The following is a 19,653-nucleotide window of genomic DNA, read 5'->3' as shown; positions in this document are numbered from 1 at the left end:
CCCTCACCACAAAAGCTGTCTCACCACAAAATCTGTCAAACCACCGCCGCACGCCGCTGCACGAACCGGTCGACATACTCATCCGCCGGCGAATGCAGGATCTCGCGCGGCGTACCGACCTGAATCAGCTTGCCGTCCTTGAGGATCGCAATGCGGTTGCCGATGCGCACGGCCTCGTCGAGGTCGTGGGTGATGAAGACGATGGTCTTGTGCAGGGTCTTTTGCAGTTCCAGCAACTGGTCCTGCATCTCGGCGCGGATCAGCGGATCCAGCGCGCTGAACGCCTCGTCCATCAGGATGATGTCAGTGTCCGCCGCCAAGGCACGGGCCAGGCCGACACGCTGACGCATGCCGCCGGAAAGCTGATGCGGGTATTTGTTTTCGTAGCCCTTGAGGCCCACGGTGTTGATCCAGTGCAGCGCCCGCTCGGCGCACAGTTGCTTGCTCTCGCCGCGCACTTTCAGGCCGTAGGCGACGTTGTCGAGCACGGTCTTGTGCGGCAGCAGGCCGAAGCTCTGGAAGACCATGCTGATCTTGTGCCGGCGAAATTCGCGCAGGGCTTCCATGTCGTATTGCAGGATGTCCACGCCGTCGACCAGGATCGCGCCGCTGGTCGGGTCGATCAGGCGATTGAAATGGCGCACCAGCGTCGACTTGCCGGAGCCGGACAGGCCCATGATCACGAAGATCTCGCCGGTGCCGATGCTCAGCGACAGGTCGTTGACCCCGACCACGCAACCGGTTTCGTTCAGCACCTGATCCTTGGTCTTGCCCTGGCCAACCATGGCCAGGGCGTCCTTGGCGCGGTTGCCGAAAATCTTGAAGACGTTTTTGACTTCGATCTTGCTCACGGTTGCGTTGCTCATTTGCTCACCTCATGCCGTGGCCGACCATATGCCTGAGTAATGCGGTCGATGACCACTGCGAGAATCACGATCGCCAGACCGGCCTCAAGACCCCGTCCGACGTTGAGGGTCTGAATCCCCACCAACACATCTTCACCCAAGCCACGGGCGCCGATCATCGAGGCGATCACCACCATCGACAGGGCCATCATGGTGGTCTGATTGATCCCGGCCATGATGCTCGGCAGGGCCAGCGGCAGTTGCACGCCGAACAGTTGCTGCCAGCGGTTGGCGCCGAAGGCGTTGATCGCTTCCATGACTTCGCCGTCGACCTGGCGGATGCCCAGATCGGTCAGGCGAATCAGCGGTGGCGCGGCGTAGATCACGGTCGCGAAAATCGCCGGCACCTTGCCCAGACCGAACAGCATCAGCACCGGGATCAGGTACACGAAACTCGGCATGGTCTGCATGATGTCGAGCAGCGGCATCAGCACCGAACGCAGGCGATTGCTGCGCGCCGAGAGAATCCCCAACGGTATGCCGATCAGCACCGAAATGATCGTCGCGACCATCATCAGCGCCAGGGTTTGCATGAGTTTGTCCCACAGGCCGACAGCGCCAACGAGGAACAGCAGACCGACGATCACCGCCGTGGTCACCACTTTGCGCGTTGCGTGCCAGGCGACGACACCGACAATTGCCAGCATCAACCACCACGGCGCTGCACGCAGCAGACCTTCAAGATTGACGATGGCCCACAGCAGGGTGTCCGAGATCTGGCGGAACACATCACCATAGTTGGTGACCAGGGAATCGACCCAACCGTTGACCCAGTCGGCGATGGAAAAGGTAAAGCTTTCGGGAAACATAAGAGACTCTCAATCAAGGGGTTGCGATCAAGCATCCGACTGCCGTGGCCGGCAGCCGGAGAAGCTGGACCTACAAGGCCGCGTCGATCTTTTTGGCTGCGTCTTCGCTCACCCATGCGTGCCAGACTTCAGGATGTTCCTTGAGGAAGATTTTCGCCAGTTTTGGCGACTCGATACGTTCCTTCGCCATGCGGCCGAGGTTCTGGTTGAGCAGGTCGATTGGCAGGTTGACCTTCTCCAGCACGGCCACCAGCTCCGGGGCTTGCTCGTGGAAGGTCTTGGACAGGCCGACCTTGATCGTCACGCGCTTGTCGACGCCCGGTTTTTCTTCCAGTTTGACCAGATCGACCTGGCCCATCAGCGGGGTTGGCGACCAGTAGTAGAACAGGATCGGCTCGCCACGCTTGTAGCTCGACAGCACCGCCGCATCCAGCGCCGGGCCAGTGCCCGGACGGAAGTTGGTGTAGCTGCTTTCCAGGCCGTAGCTTTTCAGCATTTCGCTGTTGTCCAGCTCGCAGGTCCAGCCGGCCGGGCAGTTGTAGAAACGGCCTTTGGAGGGCTCTTCGGCGTCCTTGAACACAGCAGAGTACTTGGCCAGATCAGCGATGTTTTTCAGGTCAGGGGCTTTCGGCTCAAGTTTGCGCTTGGCGTCGCCTTCGATCACGTAACGCGGCACATACCAGCCTTCGATAGCGCCCACTACAGGGGCGCCAACGCCGACGACTTTGCCGGCCTTCTCGGCCTTGTTCCAGACCTCGCTGCGGCCGACCCACTCTTCGGCGAACACTTGAATGTCGTTGCTGCTCAGGGCGTTTTCCATGGTGATGGAGTTGCCCGGCAGGCTGTCGGTCTTGCAGTCATAACCTTTTTCCAGCACCACTTGCAGCACGTCGGTCAGCAGCATGCCGCTTTCCCAGTTCAGACCGGCGAATTTCACCGGTTTGCCCGATTCGCACCAGCCGGCGGCTTGAGTTGCGCCAGCGCTGGCCAACAGGCCCATGGACAGCAATGTAGTCAGCAGGGTCTTGTTCGATTTCATTGTTGCGACGCTCCTAATCATGAATTGGCTTACGGCAGTCAAGAGGCATCCAGCCCTGTCCACGTCCAATCAGGCCTGCGCCGCAGCGCGAACGGCCCCACTTGTTTTAGGTTGTACAACGCTGTCCTGCTCGACCGGCAGAATCAGTTGATCGGGCACTGGGCTGTGCCATTTTTTCGCGCACACGTAATACACGGCGGCAGGCAGCAGCAGACCGATGATCCAGGAGATATCCACATCACCGAGAGCGGCCACCAGCGGACCGGTATAGAACTTGGTGGAGATGAACGGCAATTGCACCAGTACCCCGAAGACATAAACGCTGATACCGAGTAGGTTCCAGCGGCCATAGCGACCGTTCGGATCGGCCAGCGCCGGCACGTCATAGCGCTCGCGAGTGATGCAGTAGTAGTCCACCAGGTTGATCGCGCTCCACGGCGTGAAGAACGCGAGCAGGAACAGGATGAAAGACTTGAACGCACCGAGGAACGAGTGCTGACCGAGCAACGCGATCAGGGTCGCCGAGCCGACGATGAACAGCACAAACACCAGACGCTGCATGCGCGAGACCTGCAGATGACCTTTGAAACCGCTGATGATGGTGGCGATGCACATGAAGCTGCCGTAGGAGTTCAGCGTCGAGATGGTCACCTTGCCGAACGCAATGCTGAAGTACAGCAGCGCAGCGGTGGCACCGGTTCCGCCCAGACCGACGATGTAAGCCACTTCATGGCCGGCGAACTGGCCGTTGGCCGAAGCGGCAGCAAACACACCAAGGATCATCGCCACTTGGGCGCCAATCACCGAACCGGCGCCGGCGGCGAAAAAGGTTTTCACCGCTGACGTCTTGCTCGGCAGGTAGCGCGAATAGTCAGCCACATAAGGGCCGAAAGCGATCTGCCAGGACGCCGCGAGTGACACCGCCAGCAGGAAACTGCTCCAGCTGAAGTGACGGATTTGCAGGAGTGCGCCGACGTCGGTCTGGCTCATCAGGCGCCAGAACAGAAAAACGAACGCAATCACGCCAATGACGCTGGCGACGCGGCCAATCCAGTGGATCACCCGATAACCCATCACCGTGACCAGCACGATGACGCTGGCGAAAATCAGAATGCCGATGCTGTCGCTGACGCCAAACAACTGGCCCAGCGCCTGGCCGGAAAGCACCGTGCCCGTTGCGGTGAAGCCCAGGTACATCAGGCACACCAGCACGATCGGGATGGCTGCGCCATAAACTCCGAACTGCACGCGGCTGGAAATCATCTGCGGCAGGCCAAGCTTCGGCCCTTGCGCCGCATGCAGCGCCATGACGCCGCCGCCCAGCAGTTGACCGATCAACAGACCGATCAACGACCAGAACACATCACCGCCCAGCACCACGGCCAACGCCCCGGTGACAATCGCCGTGATTTGCAGGTTGGCACCCATCCACAGGGTGAATTGGCTGAACAGACGACCGTGTCTTTCCGCTTCCGGGATGTAGTCGATCGAACGCCTTTCGATCAACGGTTTGTTGCCTGCACGATCGGGACTGACAGCCATGGTTCAACCTCTGTGGATTGTTATTCTGGGTTGGTTCGTACCCCTGTAGGAGCTGTCGAGTGAAACGAGGCTGCGATCTTTTTGAAGATCAAAAGATCGCAGCCTTCGGCAGCTTCTACAGGGTTTTTGCGTTTATTTACCGGTAATCATCGGCAGGTTCAGGCCCTGTTCCTTGGCGCAGTCGATGGCGATCTGGTAACCGGCATCGGCGTGACGCATGACACCGGTGGCCGGGTCGTTGTGCAGCACGCGCGCAATACGCTCGGCCGCTTCGTCCGTACCATCGCAGACAATCACCATGCCCGAGTGCTGGGAGAAGCCCATGCCGACGCCGCCGCCGTGGTGCAGGGAAACCCAGGTCGCGCCGCTCGCGGTATTCAGCAGAGCGTTGAGCAGTGGCCAGTCGGACACGGCGTCGGAACCGTCCTGCATCGATTCGGTTTCACGGTTCGGGCTGGCCACCGAGCCAGAGTCGAGGTGGTCGCGACCGATCACGATCGGCGCCGACAACTCACCGCTGCGGACCATTTCGTTGAACGCCAGACCGAGCTTGGCGCGCAGGCCCAGGCCAACCCAGCAGATACGTGCCGGCAGACCCTGGAAGCTGATGCGTTCGCGGGCCATGTCCAGCCAGTTGTGCAGGTGGGCGTCGTCCGGGATCAGCTCTTTGACCTTGGCGTCGGTTTTGTAGATGTCTTGCGGATCACCCGACAGCGCCGCCCAGCGGAACGGGCCAATGCCACGGCAGAACAGCGGACGGATGTAAGCCGGTACGAAACCCGGGAAGTCGAATGCGTTCTCGACGCCTTCTTCCTGGGCCATCTGACGGATGTTGTTGCCGTAGTCGAAGGTCGGGATGCCTTGCTTCTGGAATTCCAGCATCGCTTTGACGTGCACGGCCATCGACTGCTTGGCGGCTTTGATCACAGCGGCCGGTTCGGTCTTGGCGCGGGCGCGGTATTCGTCCCAGGTCCAGCCGGCCGGCAGGTAGCCGTTGAGTGGGTCATGGGCGCTGGTCTGGTCGGTGACCATGTCCGGGCGCACGCCGCGCTTGACCAGTTCCGGGAGGATTTCTGCGGCGTTGCCCAGCAGCGCGATGGAGATCGCTTTGCCTTCTTTGGTGTACTTGGCGATGCGCGCCAGCGCGTCGTCGAGGTCAGTGGCTTGCTCGTCGACGTAACGGCTTTTCAGGCGGAAATCGATGCTGACCTGCTGGCATTCGATGTTCAGCGAGCAGGCGCCGGCCAGGGTTGCCGCCAGAGGCTGAGCGCCACCCATGCCGCCCAGACCGGCGGTCAGCACCCACTTGCCGGTGAGGTTGTCGTTGTAGTGCTGGCGACCGGCCTCAACGAAGGTTTCGTAGGTGCCCTGAACGATGCCCTGGCTGCCGATGTAGATCCAGCTGCCGGCGGTCATCTGGCCGTACATGGCCAGGCCTTTGGCGTCGAGTTCGTTGAAGTGCTCCCAACTCGCCCAGTGTGGAACCAGGTTGGAGTTGGCGATCAGTACACGCGGGGCGTTGCTGTGAGTCTTGAACACGCCGACCGGCTTGCCGGATTGCACCAACAGGGTCTCGTCGTCGTTCAGGTTGGTCAGGCTCTCGACGATCTTGTCGTAGCACTCCCAGTTACGCGCGGCGCGACCGATACCGCCGTAGACCACCAGCTCTTTCGGGTTCTCGGCGACTTCCGGGTCGAGGTTGTTCATCAACATGCGCAGCGGCGCTTCGGTCAGCCAGCTCTTGGCGGTCAGCTTGGTGCCGCGCGATGCACGGATTTCGACGTCACGGTGCTTCGTAAAGTTAGTAGCAGTGGTCATCTTGTTGTCAGTCACGAAAAAGACTCCTCAGCGATCAATTCAAACCAACCCTGGCAGTGGGCAAGCAGCCTGTGCGCTTCAATGCGCGACAAGCGAATCAGTGGACGCTGCGGACTTATACGCATACGTCTTTACTTGTACATACAAGCATATGCAATCAAGCGGCCAACTTGCTGGTGGAGTGCTCAATAAAAATTGCGGATACGACTGGAGGGCGCCTGAATCAAGGGTTCTGGCGTGGGTGAAATTTTTCGCGGGGGTGGTTTTGGAAGTTGGGGAGTTGTTACGAGAGCGTGGTTTTGCGCCACGCTGGGGCATTCGGTAACAAATTGGTGCGGAGAAAGAAACAGGAGGTATGAACGCTTTTGTGGTGAGGGGATTTATCCCCTCACCACAGGATGTGTTACCAGATTTAGATCAGCGTGCAGTGAGTTCGATTACGCAGCAGGCCGCATCGACGGCGACTTCAACCAGCCCGGTGTTACCGTCCAGTTGCAGGCAATCGTGTCGGCCAAGTTGCGCAACGCTGTCACCGACCCGCACCTGCAGCAACTCACTGACACTGAACACCAACACCGTGCCCGCCGAACTGAAAAACCGCTGTTCGCCGTCCAGCCACTGCAAGCGCGCGCTGTAGCGCTGCGGCGCGTAGATCAGGTTGAAGTCGCGGATTGCGCCGCCGAGCAGCGTGCAGGAGACCTGGCTCTCACCGCTGAAGGCGAACGGGTCGAGGGGTAACAGTGGCCGAGTGTCGTCACCGTCGACGCACAAAGTCATACCGTCACCTTGCAGCACAGTGATCACCCGCTGGTAACCGGCGAAGGTCGAAAAGCCGCCGGACTCGGCGATATCGGCAATCGACAGACGCCAGCCAAACCCATCGAGGCCAGCCCCCGAGTCGCGGGTGATTTCTTCAGTGCTGCCGCCGCCGTTTTTCCACGGCATGCGCGGGTAGCCTTCGGCGCGTAAAACCTTCAAACCATTCATTTATGCTCTCTATTTATGGAACCGACCTTCCAGACGATGACGGGAACCCGGGTGAATCAATCGCGCGGCGGTCACCGGCTGACGGCCCGACCATGTGCGACGGCGAATCAGCAGGCATGGCTCGCCTTTTTCGATTTGTAGCAACTTGCACTCGGATGACTCGGCGAGGATCGCTTCGACTACGTGCTCGCCCTCGGTCAGTGGCGCGACTTGATTGAGATAGGCGTAAGGCGTTTGCAGGGTGAAGTCCTGCTTGAGGTATTCCGGGGCGACCAGCGCATTGACGAAACGGTCTTCGATTTGCACCGGAATGTCGTTTTCGTAATGCACGATCAGCGAGTGAAAGACCTTCTGCCCTTCGCGCATGTCCAGTGCCAACGCACGTTCGGAGCCGGCGGCCTCTTCTTCGAGAGTGATGACCTGGCAGGTGTGGCGATGACCGCGCGAGGCGATCTCGTCGGCGATGTTGTGTACTTCGAACAGCGCGGACTGGCTCTTCGGTTCGGCGACAAAAGTCCCGACACCTTGCATGCGCACCAACAGGCCGTCGGCGGTCATCTCGCGCAGCGCGCGGTTGATGGTCATGCGGCTAAAACCGAGCTGATTGACCAGTTCGCTTTCCGACGGTACGCGGTAGTGCGGCGGCCAGTTACCGCTGTCGATCTGCTGGGTGATCATCTGTTTGACGCGGGCGTACAAGGGCGCCGGACTGTCGCCCATGTTCGCGGCCAACGGGGAAACTGGAGGCGGAGTCGGCACGGTGGATCCTTGTTCGTCGGTAGAGGTTGCTAGCTTGCCGGAGTTTACCGGGCAGGCAAACGTCTGTATATGTATATACAAATAACACACGATGGGGTGCTGAACCATGTCCGCTTTCTTTGCCGAACGCGCGCTGCTGCCTAACGGATGGGCCAACAATGTACGTCTTGAGGTCAGCGCCGATGGCGTGTTGACCCAAATCCAGGCCGATTCCACCGCAGATGGCGCCGAACGGTTAAGCGGTCCGCTGCTGCCGGGGATGCCCAATCTGCACTCCCACGCGTTCCAGCGAGCAATGGCCGGTTTGGCCGAAGTGGCCGGTAATCCCAACGACAGTTTCTGGACGTGGCGCGACTTGATGTATCGGCTCGTCGGAAAAATCAGCCCCGATCAACTCGGCGTCATCGCCCGACAGCTGTACATCGAAATGCTCAAGGCCGGTTACACCTCGGTGGCCGAATTTCACTACGTGCATCATGACAGCAACGGCCAGCCTTACGCCGATCCGGCCGAGTTGGCGTTACGCATCAGTCAGGCCGCCAGTGAAAGTGGTATCGCCCTGACCCTGCTGCCGGTGCTCTACAGCCACGCAGGTTTCGGTGGGCAGATCCCGAATGACGGCCAGCGCCGCTTCATCAACAGCACCGAAAACTACCTGAATCTGCAGTCACGCTTACAGCCGCTGCTGGCGCAACAGAAGGCGCAATCCCTGGGCCTGTGCTTCCACTCGTTGCGCGCGGTCACCCCGCAGCAGATCAGCGAAGTGCTGGCGGCCAGCGACAAGCAGTGCCCGGTGCACATTCACATCGCCGAACAGCAGAAAGAAGTCGATGACTGTCTGAGCTGGAGCGGTCGTCGTCCGCTGCAATGGCTGTACGAAAACACTGAGGTCGATCAGCGCTGGTGCCTGGTTCACGCCACCCACGCCAACCCGGAAGAAGTCACGCTGATGGCGAAGAGTCGCGCCATCGCCGGCCTGTGCCTGACCACCGAGGCGAACCTCGGCGACGGGATTTTCCCGGCGGTGGACTTCCTCGCTCAGGGCGGGCGCATGGGTATCGGTTCCGACAGCCATGTGTCGCTCAGCGTGGTGGAAGAATTGCGTTGGCTGGAATACGGCCAGCGTCTGCGTGATCAGCGACGTAACCGTTTGTATGGCGCGGATCAGCCGATGGTCGGGCGCACGCTGTACGACGCCGCACTGGATGGCGGTGCTCAGGCACTGGGGCAACCGATTGGTGCGCTGGAAGTTGGCAAACGTGCGGACTGGATTGTGCTCGATGGCAACGATCCGTATCTGGCGACAGCCACTGGCGACGGGATTTTGAATCGCTGGCTGTTTGCCGGCGGCGATCGTCAGGTGCGTGATGTGTTGGTCAATGGCCAGTGGGTGGTGCGCGATGGACGCCACGCGGCAGAAGAAGAAAGCAATCGCGCTTTCACCCAAGTCCTGCGCGAACTTCTGGGCTGACCCAAAACCAAATGTGGGAGCGAGCCTGCTCGCGAAAGCGGTGTATCAGTCAACATTTTCGTTAACTGACACGCCCTCTTCGCGAGCAGGCTCGCTCCCACATTTCGATTTTGTGGCGATGCTTAATTCGAAGTCTTGGCCATCTGCCGATCCGACGCCCGCCAGATCAATCGCGTGGTGTCATAACCCTGCTGACGCGCCTTGCTCAGCAGCTCTTCGCGCACCACACCGTTGACAGTCGGCGTGCGCGACAGCAACCACATGTACTTGCGACTCGGGTCGCCGACGATGGCGGTCTTGTAGTCATCGCTGACGTACAACACCCAGTATTCGCCCTTCGCCACACCCGGAATCAGGCGTGAGAACCAGGTATCGAACTCGACCCACAGCTTGTCGGTCTTGCCCGGCACCTGTGGATAAGCCGTGCCCTTGGCTTCTTCCCATTGCCAGTCCGGAGTCAGGCAGCGATTGAGCACCGCGACATTACCGTCAGGCTTGAGGGTGTAATGGGCTTCGGATTGCGCGCAATTGCGCTGGAAGTACATCGGCAAGCGCGCCAGCTCATACCAGGTGCCCTGGTAACGCTTGAGATTGACGCTGTTGACGGTTTTCGGCGCCAACGGATCTACGCCGGAAGTGGCGCAGCCGGCCAGTACCAGGCCGGCAAAAAGGATTAGCAATAACCGCTTCATTTTTCTTCTCCGTGGGCGCGAAGCCCCGGTTTACTTCAGGCCTTGGCCGGAAAACATCAGCACTTTGTCACCGGCGTATTGCACGCTGATAAAGCTGTTCTTGTCGCCCCAAGTGCAACTGGACATGCCGAGCGCACCCGAGCAGTCAGTGGGTTTGCCGAGCAGTGTCTCGACTTCAGCCTTGGCCATGCCAGCCGAAAGCTTCGAGTAGTTTTCCTGATTGACCTTGCTGCATGCGGCCAACAGCACGCAAAACGACAGAAGGGCGATAGATCGCAGCGACATGGTGTAACTCCTGGAACGAGGGGGGATGGCATGGTGCCAACCAGAAGCTTAGAAGAGAAAACCCTCATCTGGTTCCGTGGGCGGACGGCTATTTATTAGCCCGCCCGTCTGGCTTTTGCCTTTAAATCAGACACTTTGTAGGGCTATTGAGCATTTCGTCGTATTTCACCAAAGCAGCCTAATCTTTGGCGCGCGGCGGTCGAAATAAGAGCAGCGCAAAGCCCCCGAGTGTGGCAAATTGCCGCCCTTTCTTGACCAGCACCTTCGCGGTAGTTCATTCGATGACCAGAAACATGAAATTCAGCCACAAAATCTTGTTGGCTGCCGCCCTCGTGGTGGCCGTTGCGTTCGCCTGTTTCATTTTGTTCAACGACTATCGTCAGCGCGAAGCTCTGGGCAGCAGCACCGAAGCCACGATGCAGGAGCTGGGCAGCCTGACCACCAGCAACATCCAGACCTGGCTGGAAAGTCGCATTCAATTGCTGCAATCGCTGTCTCAACAGGTTGTCGTCGACGGTAATGCGCCTGCCAGCCTGAAACGCATCATCGACCTGCCCGCCTACACCGGCAATTTCCAGCTCAGCTACTTTGGAGGTGCGGACGGCGTGATGTTCTCCGTGCCCGCCGGCAACCGCGCGCCGGATTACGACCCGCGTGCCCGCGGCTGGTACAAAGCGGCCAACAGCGCCCAGCAGACCATCGTCACCGAACCGTACATCGCCGCCTCCTCGGGCAAACTGGTGATCACCGTCGCCACCCCGGTACAGCGTCAGGGCCAGATGCTCGGCGTCGCCGGTGCCGACATCGACCTGACCAGCGTCAGCGCGATCATCAACTCGCTGAACTTCGGCGGCCACGGCCATGCGTTCATCGTCAGTGCCGACGGCAAAATCCTGATCCACCCGGACAGCAAACTGGTGCTCAAGACCCTCGCCGAGGCCTATCCAAACGGTGCGCCAAAAGTCAGCCCGGGCCTGAAGGAAGTCGAGTTCGACGGCAAGACTCAGTTGATCTCCTTCACCCACGTCAACGGCGTGCCATCGGCCGACTGGTACGTGGCGCTGGTGCTGGATAAAGACACCGCGTTTTCGATGCTCAGCGAATTCCGCACCTCGGCGCTGATCGCCATGGTCATTGCCGTGGTGATCATCATCGCCCTGCTCGGCATGCTGATACGCGTGCTGATGCAACCGCTGCTGACCATGGGCCGAGCCATGCATGACATCGCCGAAGGTGAAGGCGACCTGACCAAGCGTCTGGTGATCCACGGTAACGATGAGTTTGGCGCGCTGGGCACATCGTTCAACCGTTTCGTCGAACGCATCCACACCTCGATCCGCGAAGTGGCCTCGGCCACCGGCCAGGTCAACGAAGTCGCCCTGCGCGTGGTCGCCGCGTCGAACTCGTCGATGTACAACTCCGATCAGCAATCCAGCCGCACCAACAGCGTCGCGGCGGCGATCAACCAACTCGGCGCCGCCGCCCAGGAAATCGCCCAGAACGCCGCCCTCGCCTCGCAACACTCAAGTGATGCGCGCAGCCTCGCAGTCGACGGTCAGCAGGTTGTGGATAAAACCATCCACGCGATGCAGCAGCTCTCGGCGAAGATCAGCGATTCCTGCGGCAACATCGAAACCCTGAACAGCAACACGGTGAACATCGGCCAGATTCTGGAAGTGATCACCAGCATCTCCCAGCAAACCAACCTGCTCGCGCTGAACGCCGCTATTGAAGCCGCCCGTGCCGGTGAGGCTGGCCGTGGTTTCGCCGTGGTCGCTGACGAAGTGCGAAATCTGGCGCACCGCACCCAGGATTCGGCGCAGCAAGTGCAGAAGATGATCGAAGAACTGCAAGTCGGCGCGCGCCAGGCGGTCAGCATCATGACCGAGAGCCAGCGTGAGAGCGAAAGCAGCGTCGGCATCGCCAACCAGGCCGGCGAACGCCTGGGCAGCGTCACCCAGCGCATCGGCGAGATCGACGGAATGAACCAGTCGGTAGCGACCGCGACTGAAGAACAGACCGCTGTGGTCGAGTCGATCAACGTTGATATCAACGAGATCAACACGCTGAATCAGGAAGGCGTGGAGAACTTGCAGGCGACGTTGCGGGCGTGCTCGGACCTTGAACAGCAGGCGGCGCGGTTGAAGCAGTTGGTGGGTAGTTTCAGGATTTAAGGCGCTGCCACAGGCCTCTTCGCGGGCAAGCCCGCTCCCACATTGGAATGCATTTCAACTGTGGGAGCGAGCCTGCTCGCGAAGAGGGATTCAGCCGCGATGAAGATTTAGAACCGTGACCCCGGCCCAGACAGAAACGCCAACTCCTCAGCCGTAGACTCGCGCCCCAACACCGCATTGCGATGCGGAAACCGTCCAAACCGCGCAATCACTTTCTGATGCCGCTCGGCATAATCCAGATTCTCGGCAAACACCGCCCGCTGCGCTAGCGGCTGCTCAGCGACCAGATCGATAAACCGCGAAACCGCTTCGTTCTGCACCGCAAGGTTTTCGCAGTGTTCGAAGACGAGGTAGATGAATACCCGCTGAATCGGCTTCAACTGCCGGTCAAAATCCGCAGCAATGCCTTGCGCGACGAGCTTCTGCGCACGCAGATCACCGGAGAAAGCTTTGGGAGAGTCGCGAAAGATCATTCGCGGCAATTGATCGAGCAATAGCACCACCGCCAGCCAACCTTCGGGACATTGCGTCCACTCGGTCAATTCGCCGGCCAGGGCCTGATCGACAAAGACCCCGAAACGCGTTCGCGCTTCGAGGTCTTGGCTGTCACGCTTGCCGAACCACAACTTGCCCTTGTCAGCCGCGACTTCGTCCGGTGATTCGGCTTGACCGAACCACCAATCGAGCAACGGCTGCCAGGGCGCGTTCAAGGCTTAAGCCTTGTGGTAGGCCGTGGCGCGTGCGACTTCTTCTTTCGAGCCGAGGAACACCGCAACACGCTGGTGCAGGCCTTCAGGCTGAATGTCGAGGATACGCTGGTGACCGTCGGTGGACGCGCCGCCCGCCTGTTCCACCAGGAACGACATCGGGTTGGCTTCGTACATCAGACGCAGTTTGCCCGGCTTCGACGGCTCGCGGCTGTCGCGTGGGTACATGAACAGGCCACCACGGGTCAGGATGCGGTGAACGTCGGCAACCATCGCCGCGACCCAACGCATGTTGTAGTTCTTTTTCAGCGGACCTTCTTCGCCAGCCAGCAGCTCGTCAACGTAGCGCTGCACCGGGGCTTCCCAGTGACGCTGGTTGGACATGTTGATGGCGAATTCCTGGGTGGACTCAGGAATGGTGATGTCTTCGTGGGTCAGCACGAAGCTGCCCATTTCGCGGTCCAGGGTGAAGCCTTTGACGCCGTCGCCCAGGGTCAGTACCAGCATGGTCTGCGGGCCGTAGATCGCGTAACCGGCAGCGACCTGCTCGGTGCCTGGCTGGAGGAAGGCTTTTTCATTCAGCGCTTCGTTCTGGCTCAGGTATTCGTTCGGGCAACGCAGCACGGAGAAGATAGTGCCGACCGGGGCGTTGATGTCGATGTTCGACGAACCGTCCAGTGGGTCGAATACCAGCAGGTACGCGCCTTTCGGGTATTTGCCCGGGATCTGGTAGGCATTGTCCATTTCTTCGGACGCCATGCCGGCCAGGTGACCGCCCCATTCGTTGGCTTCGAGCAGGATCTCGTTGGAGATCACGTCGAGCTTCTTCTGCACTTCGCCTTGTACGTTTTCAGTGCCCATGCTGCCCAGAACACCACCCAGGGCGCCTTTGGACACGGCGTGGCTGATTTCCTTACAGGCACGCGCCACCACTTCGATCAGGAAGCGCAGATCGGCAGGAGTGTTGTTGCTGCGGGTCTGCTCAATCAAATAGCGACTCAAGGTAACGCGGGACATGGACGGCTCCGGTGGAATGGGGGGCTAAAAACCCGCGCAGTTTACAGGGAGTCTGAAAACGTAGCGAGCGAAGACGCCCGGTAACGTGCGTTGGGGCGCAATTGCTTGCATCAGACGTGATTGGGTCGGGAGAGTTCAGGTACGGGGTTTAGCGTAGACCGGTTCGAGACGGGTGGTGCTTGGCTGACGGCAACAGTTCGAAGATTTTTGCTGGCTGGTAGACCGCGATCGCGAGCAGGCTCACTCCTACAGGGAGCGCATTTCTTCAGATGGTATGCGATTCCTGTAGGAGTGAGCCTGCTCGCGATCGGGTGCGCAGCACCCGACTTTTTCAGGAATTGGCGGGAGGCTTGCGCAGCAGACTGAACGCCATCGTCCCGAGAAAAACCACACTCAGCAGCAACACCGCCCACAAACCGATCTTCTTCCAATTGGTTTCGGCCACGGCCGCCGTAGTGGCGGTTGAGGTCTGCGTGATTATTGCTTCCCCCTGAACCGTCGCCTTACCCAACGTCGCCAGTTTCTCCGGTTTGAAATCCGGGATCAGCGTCGACAACGGCAAGTTAGCGGTTTTCACACTTGGACTGCCCAGCGCCAGACTGTAAGGCCCCGCCCCACGCGCAAGGAAAATCACCTGCGTCGCCCGCACCGCATATTTCAAACTCGGCGCCTGCTCGCCCAAACCACCACCGCGCTCATCCACCGTCAGCTTCAACTGCTGCACGGTCTGCCCGTAAAGTTGCAATTCGTTCTGCACCACGTCCTGACCATTCTGCGTCAGGCGATACAGCAAGCCACTGCTCAGCGTCTGCCAAGGCAGGCTGCTCTCACGCCGACCGGCCAACGTCACCGGCGCCAGACTGTTCGGTTGTTTCAACTCAACCTGAACCCGCTCGACATTCAGCCCCATCGGCAACTGCCAGGTGTATTCCCCGGCCTTGGTGCTGCTGCCGGCCAATGCCTGCGACCAGACCAATGGCAGCGGCAGGTTGCGCGGATCGCTGCTTTTCAGTTGCGCCGAGGTGAGGATCGGCGCCGAACTCGGCGAATCCCACAGCAAGCGCAAATAACGCGCCGAATGCCCTGGCAACGTTACTTCGTGCTGTTCGATGCGCTCATCGGAAAAGGTCAGGCGCGCGACCTGCCCTTCGCCCCACGGCTGCCAGCGCTGCAAATCGTCGCTGGCCTCGATGCTGAAACGCTGAAAGCCGTCGCGCTCGCTGGTCCAGTCGAGGATCAGTTGCTGCAACGGCGCCTTGATCGCGCTGGCATCGAGCAGCCAGCCGCGCAGCACTTCTTCACCGGCCTCCAATTGGCTGGACGGTTGCACTTCCACCAGCGTGCCAGTGGTGGTCGATTGCACGCGCACATTCGGCGCGCGCTCAGTGGCGTCGGCGGCGTTGTACAGCGGGAACCACTTCACGTCGTGCAACTGGCCGTCGTCGCGGGTTTGCGCCGATTCGCGAGCCAAGGCATAGGCCTGAGCTTCGCCGGCAGCGTTGAAGACGCGCAGATCGCCGAGATCGGTCTGGCGCGCCTGCAATTGCACGCTCAGCGGCAGTTCGAGGCGATACCACGGGCCATCGCCCGTGACCGTCAGCGGCACCTGCGTGGCGAAGTCCGCCGGTTTTTCCTGGGCGCCGGCAGCCATCACCACGCCCAACGCCAACCACCCCAGATTACGCATGCGACTCAAGATGAAACTCCTTCGGTGTCCGGGGCCGGTTTGTCCGCCGCCGGCTCAGCTTCAGCACGTTTGGGTGGCAGCGGCGCGAAGTAGCCGACCACCAGCAACAACACGCCAACGCCGATAAACGAGACGATCCGGGCGAGGCCGCCACGGTTGCTCAATTCGACAAAAATCAGTTTGGCCACCACCAGCGCAATCAGCGCCGCGCCGATCAGCCAGACCTCGCGACGATGGCGCAGAGGCCCGCCAATCATCAGCCCCAGCGCCATCAACGTCCAGACGATGGACAACCCGGCCTGCACCAGCATCGAAGCGAGCAGTTGATCAAGCTCAAAGGGAATTCCCGCCCAGTGGTGCGCGGCGCGGGTCACCAACGCGGTGCAGAAGGCGAACAGCGACACCCCGGCGACCAATTGTGTGGCGTAATCGGCGTAGTCCTGGCGGATCGACAGCTGCGACACCGCACTGCGCGACCACACGTAAACCCCGAACAATGCGAACAACAGGCCCAGTTCCAGCGGGTTGAGCAGCGGCACATACGGCAGCGGTTCGGCATTGCCATCGCTGACGCCGTTGGCCAGCCAGAACCAGCCGAGCATCAACACCGCCAGCGGCGCGGCGGCGTAAAAGCGGTACTCGCGGGAAAACGCCGCGACCGGCCACGGCCAGTTGCGCGGTGCGGCTGCCAGCAACAGATACAGGCTCGGCAGAATCGCCCAGCCCAGCCAACGCCAGGCGTTGTATTGCTCGGACAACAGCAGCAAGCCGTAGCGCAATTCCAGCGCCAACACGCCGATCAGCAGCCAGCAGCCAAGCACATGCGCAGTGCTCAAGGCCCGCGCCGGCAGCATCGGCGCCAAACGCCGCAGACTGAAGAAATGCACTGCGAACACCAACGCCCACGCCAGCCAGCCGAAGTCCGCCGCCGGGTGATAACGCGAGTGCCAGGCCGCAAGCAGCACCAGCCCGGTCGCCGGAATCAGCAGCGTGCAGAGCAGGCCCAGCGCCGGCCATTTCAAGCGCAGCGACAGCAGCGTCCACAACGCCACGCTCAGCGCCGCAACCAGCAACAGCAGAGTGCCTTGCAGATTCACCGGGGCAAAACGCAGCACCTCACTGACCCACGCCAGCACCCACCAACCGGCGCCCCACACCAGCAACACCTCGGATAAGCGCTGCAAACTCAGCGCATCGAACGCCGAGGCGTGATTGCCCAGTTGCAGGCGCCACGCACCGATCATGGCGGCCAGACCCAGCACCAGCGGCGTCCAGAATCCGCCATGTGCCAACGGTTTCAAACCCTCACCAGACAGCGGCCCAAGCAACTCGGGACCGGCCAGCAAGAACGCCGCACCGCCGATCACCTGCAACAGCAGACCGAAGACAAAACTCACGCGCTGCTTGAGGTACAGGCTCAACCAGATGATCAGCAAACCACTGGCCGCCCACACCGCGCTCGCGGTCTGCCAAGGCAGGACAAACAACACCGCCAGATTGATCAGCACCAGACCGGCGAGCAGCACCACCGACAAGCCGCGCAACAGGCGCACATCGCCGCGCACCATCTCGTCGCGAGCGGCCAGCAGCATGCCGGCGATCAATGCCAGACCGATCAAGGATGCGCTAAGCAAACCGCTCCAACCGGCGCTGAACACCGCCGCCGAATCCTCGCCCGCACCTTGCAGCCGCAGCAGGAACAACGCGCCACCCAGCAGTTGCACGACAAACGCGGTAAACAGGAAGGTCCGCGATTGCAGGCGCAGGCCGACAAACAACGTCGCCAGACCCGCCAGCGCCCAACTGATCGCGGTGCCTTGGACGAAGAAGAACAACGGCGCCAGCAGATAAAGGAAGGTCAGGCCCAGACACGCCAAAACCGGCAAGGCCTGACGCCCCCATGGCGACACTTGTTCCGGCGAGGCCTGACGCAGTTGGTAGAAACTGAACAGCAACGCCATGCCGAGCATCAGCGCGCCCAGCGGAGCACCGTCGAGCAGGCTGCTTTCGCCGACATTCAATTGACTGATGAACGCCAGCGCCGAACCCAATTGCAGGAGCAAGGCAAAGGCCCGGGCAAACGGTCGATGCTGACGCAAACCGAGCCAGAAAATCCCCGCACCTTCGACGGCCCAGGCTGCCGAAGTCCAGCGCGCATCGAGACCCAGCGGAATCGCCAGACTGGCGAAAATCACCCCTAGCGCCAGACAGGTTTCGCCCAGCAACACGGCGCGCCCGCCCATCAACACTTTGGCCAGGCCCATGTAGATCATGCCCAGCGCGAGGGCGCTGAACGCGGCGGCAAATTCCAGATGCTGGACCAACGCGAACTGCAGACCGAAGCCGATAATCGGCGGGCCAAACAGCATCGTGCCGTCGACATAATCGCCCTTGCGCGCCGACCATTTCAGCAGCGCCTCACGATCGCCATCCGCCGGGGCATCGGGCATATCCAGCAGTTTCCGCCGGGCAAACAGCAGGCCGATGGCGAGATACATCAGGAAGAACAGAATCAAGAACGGCTCGGTGCTCCACAGAAGCTCCGGCGCGTACGAACGCAGCCCCCAGGCGAAGCCGATACCGAAGGTGCCGACGAAGCCGATCAGGTTGAGCAGCCGCCAGGCCTTGAACCAGGCGATGGTGAGAATGCCGGCGTTAAGCAAAGCGAAATAACTGAACAGCGCGACATGGTTGCCGGCGCCGGTGGACGTCAGGATTGGTGCGGCAAACCCACCCAGCGCGGCGACACACGCCAGCGCGAGAGAGTCCTGGGTAATCGCCAGGATCGCCGAGAACACCGTCACCGCCACCAGCAAGCCCAGTGCGGCGGACGGATCCAGCAACGGATGCAGACGCATCGCTGCAAACACCGTCAGGTACAACACCGCGATGCCAGTGCCTTGCAGCATCAACGCATAGCTGTTGTTGCGGTGTCGCAGCCACCAGCCCAACGCCAGCAAGCCCAGCGCCGCAGCCGCGACCCCGGCGTAACGCAATTCGATCGGTACGACCATGCCTTCAGTGGCGTAGCGCAGCAGGAATGCCAGACCGAAGAACAACAGCACCACGCCGACCCGCAGCACGGTATTGCCACCGAACAGCCAGTTGCGCGCAGCGCTGATCCCGCGCTCAATGAGGTTCGGGCCACGGGGTTCGGCGGGTTGTTGTGGTTCAGGTTCGGGCGTGACGGCGTCCAGACGCCAGACATCGTCCGGCAACGGTTGGCTGGTTTCGCGAGCGACGGCGGACAGTGGTTCCAGATCGGCCGGCAGTTCCCAGACCAGCTCGGGGGCCGGGGCCTCTTCGACGACTTTGACAGGTTCGGCCAATGGCTCGCTGACCGGTGCCACACTCGGTGGCGGCGCAGCACGAACCGGTGCGCCTTCGAGCAGAAACAGGCGCTGTTCAATGCCCTGCAAGGCAACCTTCGTCTGCTCAAGTTGATGCTGCTGATGCGCCGCCTGCGAGCCAAGCCGCGCGATGCGCAGCGCTTGCCCGATCACCAGCCCCAGCAGCGCGCCCAACAGCGCCGAGCTGAACGACTCGTCGAGCAGCCAGCCGAGCACCAGCCCGATCAACATGAACATCCATTGCATGGTCGATATCCCTAAGCGCGAAGGCCAATCCGGGAAGATTAGCGCAGCCTGATCGAAAAAGATCGCAGCCTTCGGCAGCGCCTACAGGGGTTCACATGACCTGTGTAGGAGCTGCCGAAGGCTGCGATCTTTTCCGGGGCGCCAGTATATCGAGCCGAGCGGAAA

15 protein-coding genes and 1 pseudogene are annotated in these 19,653 nt (G+C 60.8%); 3 read left to right on the top strand and 13 right to left on the bottom strand.

Going from position 1 to position 19,653, the window contains the following annotated elements; genetic code table 11:
- Positions 1-35 precede the first annotated feature (35 nt).
- From ACA069_RS01920 to hutC, 7 genes are all read right to left on the bottom strand, one after another.
- Entirely contained in the window at positions 36-866 is an 831-nt protein-coding gene (locus ACA069_RS01920) for a quaternary amine ABC transporter ATP-binding protein (protein ID WP_187678853.1), read from the bottom strand.
- Positions 863-1,714 carry an ABC transporter permease gene (locus ACA069_RS01915; RefSeq protein ID WP_042557230.1) on the bottom strand — a complete coding sequence of 284 codons (852 nt, stop codon included), beginning with the start codon at positions 1,712-1,714 and terminating at the stop codon, positions 863-865. Before ACA069_RS01915 ends, ACA069_RS01920 begins: the two co-directional genes overlap by 4 nt.
- A 70-nt stretch (positions 1,715-1,784) precedes the next feature.
- Positions 1,785-2,753 carry an ABC transporter substrate-binding protein gene (locus tag ACA069_RS01910; RefSeq protein ID WP_187678854.1) on the bottom strand — a complete coding sequence of 323 codons (969 nt, stop codon included), beginning with the start codon at positions 2,751-2,753 and terminating at the stop codon, positions 1,785-1,787.
- Between the two features lie 69 nt (positions 2,754-2,822).
- Complete coding sequence (locus ACA069_RS01905; RefSeq protein WP_497616088.1) at positions 2,823-4,295, bottom strand: purine-cytosine permease family protein; 1,473 nt, start codon at positions 4,293-4,295, stop codon at positions 2,823-2,825.
- 132 nt (positions 4,296-4,427) lie between these two features.
- Complete coding sequence (gene hutU / locus ACA069_RS01900) at positions 4,428-6,113, bottom strand: urocanate hydratase (protein WP_497618180.1); 1,686 nt, start codon at positions 6,111-6,113, stop codon at positions 4,428-4,430.
- 417 nt (positions 6,114-6,530) lie between these two features.
- Positions 6,531-7,100: a HutD/Ves family protein gene (locus tag ACA069_RS01895; RefSeq protein ID WP_489879711.1), complete on the bottom strand. Its 570-nt coding sequence runs from the start codon at positions 7,098-7,100 to the stop codon at positions 6,531-6,533.
- A 9-nt stretch (positions 7,101-7,109) separates the two neighbouring features.
- Positions 7,110-7,820: a histidine utilization transcriptional repressor HutC gene (gene hutC / locus ACA069_RS01890; RefSeq protein WP_162130175.1), complete on the bottom strand. Its 711-nt coding sequence runs from the start codon at positions 7,818-7,820 to the stop codon at positions 7,110-7,112.
- A 145-nt stretch (positions 7,821-7,965) separates the two neighbouring features.
- On the opposite strand from hutC, the gene ACA069_RS01885 reads away from it, so the two are divergent.
- Positions 7,966-9,330, top strand: a complete 1,365-nt coding sequence (locus ACA069_RS01885; protein WP_401270380.1) for a formimidoylglutamate deiminase — start codon at positions 7,966-7,968, stop codon at positions 9,328-9,330.
- Between the two features lie 122 nt (positions 9,331-9,452).
- Here ACA069_RS01885 and ACA069_RS01880 read toward each other — a convergent pair whose 3' ends face one another.
- On the bottom strand, positions 9,453-10,022 hold the full coding sequence (locus ACA069_RS01880) for a lipocalin family protein (RefSeq protein WP_093430049.1): 570 nt from the start codon (positions 10,020-10,022) through the stop codon (positions 9,453-9,455).
- Positions 10,023-10,052: 30 nt separating this feature from the next.
- Positions 10,053-10,307, bottom strand: a complete 255-nt coding sequence (locus ACA069_RS01875; RefSeq protein ID WP_007952486.1) for a hypothetical protein — start codon at positions 10,305-10,307, stop codon at positions 10,053-10,055.
- A gap of 281 nt (positions 10,308-10,588) precedes the next feature.
- On the opposite strand from ACA069_RS01875, the pseudogene ACA069_RS01870 reads away from it, so the two are divergent.
- Positions 10,589-11,623 (top strand): annotated as a pseudogene (locus ACA069_RS01870) (HAMP domain-containing protein); the annotation flags it as partial.
- A 93-nt stretch (positions 11,624-11,716) separates the two neighbouring features.
- Positions 11,717-12,481: a methyl-accepting chemotaxis protein gene (locus ACA069_RS01865; protein ID WP_370872645.1), complete on the top strand. Its 765-nt coding sequence runs from the start codon at positions 11,717-11,719 to the stop codon at positions 12,479-12,481.
- 107 nt (positions 12,482-12,588) lie between these two features.
- Here the strand turns inward: ACA069_RS01865 and ACA069_RS01860 are convergent, their stop codons facing one another.
- From ACA069_RS01860 to ACA069_RS01845, 4 genes are all read right to left on the bottom strand, one after another.
- Positions 12,589-13,191, bottom strand: a complete 603-nt coding sequence (locus tag ACA069_RS01860; protein WP_497616085.1) for a DUF924 family protein — start codon at positions 13,189-13,191, stop codon at positions 12,589-12,591.
- 3 nt (positions 13,192-13,194) lie between these two features.
- Positions 13,195-14,205, bottom strand: coding sequence for a class 1 fructose-bisphosphatase (locus ACA069_RS01855; RefSeq protein ID WP_187678860.1), 1,011 nt, complete (start codon positions 14,203-14,205; stop codon positions 13,195-13,197).
- A 331-nt stretch (positions 14,206-14,536) separates the two neighbouring features.
- On the bottom strand, positions 14,537-15,901 hold the full coding sequence (locus ACA069_RS01850; protein WP_497616083.1) for a DUF3999 domain-containing protein: 1,365 nt from the start codon (positions 15,899-15,901) through the stop codon (positions 14,537-14,539).
- Positions 15,898-19,488, bottom strand: a complete 3,591-nt coding sequence (locus ACA069_RS01845; RefSeq protein ID WP_497616081.1) for a DUF2339 domain-containing protein — start codon at positions 19,486-19,488, stop codon at positions 15,898-15,900. Before ACA069_RS01845 ends, ACA069_RS01850 begins: the two co-directional genes overlap by 4 nt.
- Positions 19,489-19,653: the final 165 nt, after the last annotated feature.

Source organism: Pseudomonas sp. LBUM1652, assembly GCF_059716105.1.
The sequence above is the reverse complement of the archived record's forward strand: the minus strand, read 5'-3'. Positions and strand labels throughout refer to the sequence as shown.